Consider the following 7,680-nt stretch of genomic DNA (forward strand, 5'->3'; position numbering starts at 1 on the left):
TTAAATTCTCCTAATTTCCAAATTATTGCCTGCTTTTTTAAATTCAACTTTCCCATCTAAAGAAATATCCAAATCATCAACATCCATTTTGCCGTCAATTACATCTACAATTGTTTTACCAATATTAAAGTTAGCAATTTCCTTTAATCCTACATAAGGAGTTGTAAATCTTGAATTGATTTCCAAAAGATAAACTGAATAGACATCTTTTTCATCAGCATTGATTAACAAGTCCACACCTACAAAACCTTTAAGGCCGTCAATCGCTTCAACTGCTTTAGTTGCAATATCAAAAGCCTCGTCTTTATATTTATTTTCAAAAGGTAATTCTCCACCCAAATATGTTCCTTTATCATTTTTGAGTTCAACATATTGTCTGTTTAAACTGATCGGAATCGCTTTCTTCCCATCTGAAATTAAGCTGACACTAATATCAGTTCCTTCAACATATTCCTGAACAATAACTCTTGAACCCGGCTTGAAAATCTTATCCAAATCCAAAGTTAAATCTTCAATATTTTCAATTATAACTATGTCTTCACAATCCACACCCATCAAAGGTTTTATGATGAGTTTTAATGGAGTTAGAGGATCTTCAGATTGCCATTTTTCATGTAAATTTTCTATAGCTCTTTTCCAATATCCTTTTGGATCAATCTTAAACTTGAATGTCCTAGGCTGCGGGACAATATTTGAAATAGCTTCATATGATTCAAATTTGTTTGAAGACTTGAAGCATGCCTCTGCTGATGAATTGTATATCTTAACATCATTCTCTTCAAGAATTCTTGTGATATTATAAAGGTTGTTATTGTTTTCTGCAGCTATGAAAATAGCCCTAGTGAAATTTGCTGCAGTATCTTTCAACCAGTCTATAAAATCCATATCTATCAGGATAGGGTTGACATTTTCATAACTTCTAACAATATCTTCATAAGAATCATTTATAACCAAATTCACATTGAAATCCTTCAAATCATCTAAAAGTGCAAATATTAATGCTTCAGCTTCAGAAATTATGCATTTATCCTTTTCACCGGAAGCAGTGAAATACTCAAACACCAAAATTGAATCTTTATTCTCTTGCATCATAAGTAATCATCATCCCTTTCATATTTAGGTTGTCTTTTGGAAATACCATCTTTTCGCCGTCAAATGCCATGTGAACCAATGCGTTTTTCTTATCTTCAAATTCACTTACGGTGATATCCTCATCAATTTGCGCCATCTTTCTTGTAAATAATGTCATGATATCTTCCGGAGCAGCAATATTAAGCAATCCTTCATTATAATACTTCTCAATTGCATCCACAGTCAATTTGGCTGCATCTCCCAGGCCATACGGATTTTTTGCATTCCTCATTTTCTCTGCAAATTCATCATCTTTCATAATTTTTTCAACATTTCCAAGTATGGCACCCTTGTCTGCACCTACCAGAATATTTCCACCTGCAGTTACGGTTTCAGGCCTTTCAGTATTGTACCTTAAAGTCAAAGCAGGCACATTGAGTGTGATTGCCTCTTCCTGAAGGCCTCCAGAATCTGTCAAGATTAAAGTTGAAAGAGATGTCAACTGCAAGAAGTCCAAATATCCTATCGGCTTTATGATATGGACATGGTCCAAGTCATTCAACTCATCAAATAGGCCGAAGTTTTGCAGAGTATTTTTTGTTCTTGGATGAATCGGAAAAATGATATTCATATACTCAAGTTCTTTTAACGCTTCAATAATGTTTGTAACCCTTTTTTTATCATCAACATTTTCAGCCCTATGCATTGTTAAAGTCAGAATATTGTCCATGTTTCCGATATCCAACTCGGAAAGTTCTTTTTCCTGGAAACCCTTCTTTTTTGCAATTTCCAAGTGTCTGAAACATGCATCCACAACAGTGTTTCCAGTTATGAACATGTTTTTCCTTGAAAAACCCTCCGCCAAAAGATTAATTGCGGATTCTTCAGTCGGAATAAAATACATTGTTGAACAAACATCCGCTACCCTTCTGTTAACCTCTTCAGGCATGGTCATATCAAATGACCTTAAACCGGCCTCCACATGACCCACAGCAATATGCAATTTAGCCGCAACCAAAGCACCGGCCAAAACAGCATTAGTATCGCCCTGAACCAATACAATATCGGGTTTTTCCTCCAAAAGAACCTCTTCAATACCTTTCATCATCAGCCCGGTCTGTTTACCATGAGTGCCCGAACCAACATGAATATTATAATTAGGAGAAGGAATTTCTAAGTCTCTGAAGAAATTATCAGACATTTCCTTATCATAATGCTGACCAGTATGCAAAATAATCTGGTCAATACCTCTTTTAGATATCTCGTCAATGATAGGAGCCATCTTAATTATTTCAGGCCTAGTTCCTAAAATAGTAGCTATCTTCATAATATCACTTATATAATATTTAGTAAAAAATAACATAAAAAATTATATGAAAAACCAGCAAAATTAAAGAAAAAATAATTTATTTAAAATGTAATAAGTTTGGCAAGGTACCATTATCAGCAATAACATTACCTATTAAAAATGAACCGAAAACAACACCGAATGCAGTGCAAACCCCAATCATGGCAATGTTGAGAAAAAATGCCTCAATAAGATCAGCTATTGGAAATTTTGTGTTATTTTTTAAGTTATCTGCCAAAGAAACAAATAACGGTATTAACGTTAATATAAAAGAAAAAGCCAATATAAATGGAATTGACTTAATCCACAAGTTAGAATCATTATGAAAAACTGCAAGATAATTACCCATAATCAGCCCTAAAACAATAGGTATCATTGAAACCTTATCAAAAACATCATATACCATTCCCATTAAATACACCTTATATTTATATTATTTACATACATCATTTAAACTTTTTATCATTGATTCCCTAATGGCATATCTTTTTTGAAAATCACTTAAAGAATCTGTCAGGTCCCGTCTGAACCTCTCGCATGCATAGTCATCATACGTGAATTTTATACCATCATACTGAATATCCATCAAAATCAGATATTCTGCTTCCATAACCTTGATATAAGCTCTTGGTTCATCAGGATCAGGATTCAACAGCTTTTCAACATCATCCAAGCTCATCTTGCCAATAGCTACATCAACAAAAACCCTCATCATTTTTCTTACCATATTCCATAAAAATGACTCGCCATAGATATCAACAAAAATTGGAGAGATAGTATCATGCAGATTAGGAAATTCTCTTTTATGATAATCCTTCAAATCCACTTTAGTGACTTTAATATCTTCAATTGTTCTTGTAGTTGTCTTTTGGAAACGTTTTGTAAAATTAGTGAAATTATGAGTTCCTTTAAAAATCTCAGCACACTGCCTCAATTTATCAATGTCCAAGTCCTGAAATAAAAGATATCTGTATTGACGCATCTGAGCATACCTTGGTTTAAATGCATATCTGACAGGAGCACTTGCCAAAATTTGAATATCATCCGGAAGAGAATTGTTTATTTCATTAACCCTAACCTCTTTTTCAGACTGAAAACTGATTACATTGCCCAAACTATGAACTCCAGCATCAGTCCTTCCAGCAATTCTGAATCGGGATTTCTTCAAATCATCGATATAGCCAAGTTTGCGCAAATGATAAATCAATTCCTCTTCAACAGTCCTTAAATCAGGCTGTCTTTGAAAACCATGAAAATTAGTCCCAATATATCCAATTTTTAGTGCAGTTCGCTTCATCATATATACTATTGACAGTCATGTAAAATAAAGGTTAAGAAAAAATATCGAAGAATGTAACTAGCTAAAATATCTATTTACATATGGCATTATTAACTTGGTAATTTTAATGAATAAAAGATATATAGACTTTTTTTAAAAATAATAGAACTTTGAGTCTTCACTGCCAAACCACCCCCTCATGCAAATAGTTTCATTATAACCTCTCTCTTCAGATATCAGCTATAAACCACCACATTACAAGACACAATATGTGAAGGCATAATATATTTTGATGATATTATGGTATCTAATCATTAATATCAATTAATTTTTTTATCTGCCAATTTGCCCAGATACCAGTTAAATTATTTGAAATTATTTCACCTAAAACAATACCCATCCAGGCACCCCAGACACCATAATTCAAAACAACACCTAATAAAACAGCTAAAAATATTGTAAAACCGGTTTCCCTCATGATTGTCTGAAACATTGCGGTTATGCCCTTGCCAATGCCTTGAAATACGTAAGTGGATGGAACTCCAACAGCCATTGTCGGATAATAAATCACAATCCATGAAATGAAACTTGTAAGCTCGCCAGCTATCCTAACACTGCTTCCAGATGATGCAAAAACTGAAGCAATTTGGCCTGCAAAAACATTTGTTAGAACCATCACGACAATAGCAAATATCAGTGACACTTTCATAGCATATCTATGGGCAATCTGAATATTTTTATAGTTTTTAGCACCATAATTTGCTGCAATAACACTAATTAGTGCAGTTCCAATAGCCAAAAGAGGAGTAGTGGTGATAATTACAATTCTCCACCCCGTCGAATAAACGGCCACTGAATCTGTTGAACCCACATAAACCAGAAGAGCTGAAAATACCGCTGCAAAAAATGCATTGTTTAACAGTTGAATACTTGCAGGAATACCCACTTTAACAATATCAGCAGAAATATCCTTTTTGAAATTAAAATAACTCCAATTAGGATTTAAATAAGTATCTTTTTTAATATAAAACCAGTAAAACAAAATTAGAATTACAAACATTGCAGAAATCAATGTTGCAATTGCTGCTCCTTTTACACCCATATTTAAAGAATAAATAAAAATAGGATCTAAAATAATATTTAAAACAGCTGAAGCAATCATTGCATACATTGGCCTTTTTGAATCACCTTCACCTCTAAAAATACCATATAATGCATTTGAAAGAATGATGAAAATTGAACCCAAAATAAGTATTTCCCCATAATCGATTGCATACCTTATGGTTTGACCAGCCCCCATCACATTAAGTATGGGATTTAGAAAAATCAATAATATCATAGTTAAAATGATTGAAATGACAATATCCAATACAATTGAATGGATTGAAGCATTATCTGCCTTAATTTTATCATCTTCACCAATATATTTTGAAATAGCAAAAGAAGCACCCGCTCCCAAACCATTTCCGAAACCTACCAAAATCATGAATAGAGGTGTAAAAAATCCCACACCCGCAAGTGCATCGGCACCAAGACCAGATACCCATGCCGCATCAATCAAATTATAAAAACTAGAAATAAGCAATGAAATTATCAAAGGTATTGACATTTTCAATAATGCCTTTTTAGGGTTTCCAAGCATTACCTCAACATTTGATGAATCATCACTTAACATGAATTATAATTAAAAGTTTTTTAAATATAAAATTAATTATAATTTTCTTCACTTGTTCAACTTTTCCGAACATGTGAAAATATCCTAGTTTCAATTTACAGAAATAATTAAATTATTATTCAAAAAAGAGTTAGTTCTTCATGAAATTATGAAATGAATTTAAAACTTCAAAAACCAAATAACCTGTCCTAACTTAAAAAAGAATTAAATTAGAATAGTGGATCTTTCACCATTCCAATCCTAAATGAGTTCAGGATAACAAGCAATGTCAATCCCAAATCTCCAAAACCAACAGACATCATCAAAGTGATAATTCCTAAAATTGCAAGAATTACACATAATAATTTAACTGCAATTGCAACAGTGATGTTCTGTTTGATAATTCCCATTGTTTTACGGGACAATGAGAATAAGTAAGGCAATTTGGAAATGTCATCCTGCATCAATGCAACATCAGCTGTTTCAATAGCCACGTCAGAACCTGCAGCACCCATTGCAATACCTATATTTGCGCGTGCCAAAGCAGGTGCATCGTTAATACCGTCACCCACCATTGCAACATCACCAAATTTATTTCTGATTGTATCCAGGATGTTCAATTTATCTTCAGGCATCAAATTAGAATACACATAATCAATTCCAATTTTATCCGCAACGCTTTTAGCAGCAAGTTTATTGTCACCAGTGAGCATTACAGTTTGTACTCCTTGCTCTTTTAAGTCTTTGATAACTTCTGAAGCATTATCTCTGAGTTTATCAGATACTGTAATAATAGCCAAAACTTTTGTCTCATCACCTATGAAGATTAATGTTTTACCTTCAGCAGAATATCTGTTAATTTCATCTCTTGAAATATTAAATTCAGAACCTTCAATTAAAGATTCATTAGCAGCATAATATTGTTTATCTGCAATATTTCCAACAATCCCTTTACCCGGAACATTTTTAAACTCTTCAATTTCTTCAAAATCAATATCATTCATTGTTGCATAGTTTACAATAGCCTGTGCAATAGGGTGAGATGAATTATGCTCTAGAGATGCTGCAATTTTTATTATATCCTCTTTTGATGAATTTTCATCTAAAACTTCAACATCACTTAACTCAAGTTTTCCTTCGGTTAAAGTACCAGTCTTATCAAAAATCACTGCTTTAATTCCACGCATTTCTTCAACATATGTACTTCCCTTAATCAACACCCCATTTTTAGTGGATGATGTAATAGCAGACACCATACCTACAGGTGTTGAAATTAAAAATGCACATGGACAAGAAATTACTAAAAGGGAAAGTGCTTTATAAATCCAATCAACCAATGGCAAACCAAACAATAATGGAGGGATGAATGCCACACAAGCTGCTGCAACCATCATTACTGGAGTATAATATTTAGCAACCTTCTCAACTAATGATTCAGTTTCAGACCTGTTAAGTTGAGACCTTTTAACCAAAGTAACAATCTTTGAAATTACAGAGTCCTTAGCTTTTTTGGTTACTACCATTTCAAAGTACCCATCAACGTTAACAGTTCCGGAAAATACTTCATCACCAATTTCCTTCAATACCGGCACACTTTCACCAGTGATGGAAGCCTGATTTATTGAAGATGAACCTGAAATAAGATGTCCGTCTAAAGGAACTTTATCACCGGGTCTTACAACAACAACCTCCCCAATATTAACATCATCAACTTTCATTTCTTTTTCTGAATCGCCAACTTTAACCCTTGCGGTTTCAGGAGCAATTTCAACTAATGATTTGATTGATCTTTTTGCCCTGTGTTCAGCATAATCCTCTAAAAATTCAGCAATATAATAAAGGAATGTTACCGCAGCACCTTCTTCAGGATGACCAATAATGAATGAAGCAACACATGCAATACACATCAACATTGCAGGACCTACAGTGTGTCTTTTAACTAATGAATTATATGCCAAAATAGCTATTTCATAACCTGCAATAATAGCGCCCAGCATAAAAATAATAGTTACTAAAGTTGGGTTAAATGAAAACAATTCTAAAATATGACCCGCAGCGAAACAAATTCCACTTGCTACAATAATCTGAATTGGCCTATTTGCAATTAATGGTTTACCTTCAGCCAATAACTCTTCTTCATCATCACCATCATCATCTGCACAATCAGGACAGCCACATAGACTGATTTCTACATCATCGTCATGGTCATGGCAAGAACAATCAGGGTCTGAACATTTGTCTTTTTCTTTATGCTCATGATGATGCTCATGCTTATCATGACAACCACAATCAGAATCAGAACAAGAATCCTCAACGTCATAATCATGA

The 7,680-nt window shown here is 33.5% G+C and carries 6 protein-coding genes; all 6 read right to left on the bottom strand.

Annotation, left to right across the window (positions count from 1 at the left end):
* On the bottom strand, positions 1–1,092 hold the full coding sequence (locus Q0P94_RS06770; protein WP_295115013.1) for an ATP-grasp domain-containing protein: 1,092 nt from the start codon (positions 1,090–1,092) through the stop codon (positions 1–3).
* A complete protein-coding gene (gene wecB / locus Q0P94_RS06775) occupies positions 1,076–2,398 on the bottom strand; it encodes a non-hydrolyzing UDP-N-acetylglucosamine 2-epimerase (RefSeq protein WP_295115014.1) in 1,323 nt (440 codons plus the stop codon). Before wecB ends, Q0P94_RS06770 begins: the two co-directional genes overlap by 17 nt.
* A gap of 79 nt (positions 2,399–2,477) precedes the next feature.
* Entirely contained in the window at positions 2,478–2,831 is a 354-nt protein-coding gene (locus Q0P94_RS06780) for a hypothetical protein (protein ID WP_295115017.1), read from the bottom strand.
* Positions 2,832–2,852: 21 nt separating this feature from the next.
* Positions 2,853–3,716 carry a tRNA pseudouridine(38-40) synthase TruA gene (gene truA, locus Q0P94_RS06785; protein ID WP_367270218.1) on the bottom strand — a complete coding sequence of 288 codons (864 nt, stop codon included), beginning with the start codon at positions 3,714–3,716 and terminating at the stop codon, positions 2,853–2,855.
* 289 nt (positions 3,717–4,005) lie between these two features.
* Positions 4,006–5,373, bottom strand: a complete 1,368-nt coding sequence (locus Q0P94_RS06790; RefSeq protein ID WP_295115020.1) for an MATE family efflux transporter — start codon at positions 5,371–5,373, stop codon at positions 4,006–4,008.
* Positions 5,374–5,582: 209 nt separating this feature from the next.
* Positions 5,583–7,680, bottom strand: a 2,098-nt coding sequence (locus Q0P94_RS06795) for a cation-translocating P-type ATPase (RefSeq protein ID WP_295115022.1), incomplete at its 5' end; no start/stop codon positions are given.

It is taken from the genome of uncultured Methanobrevibacter sp. (assembly GCF_946184425.1).
Classification (GTDB): Archaea; Methanobacteriota; Methanobacteria; order Methanobacteriales; family Methanobacteriaceae; genus Methanocatella.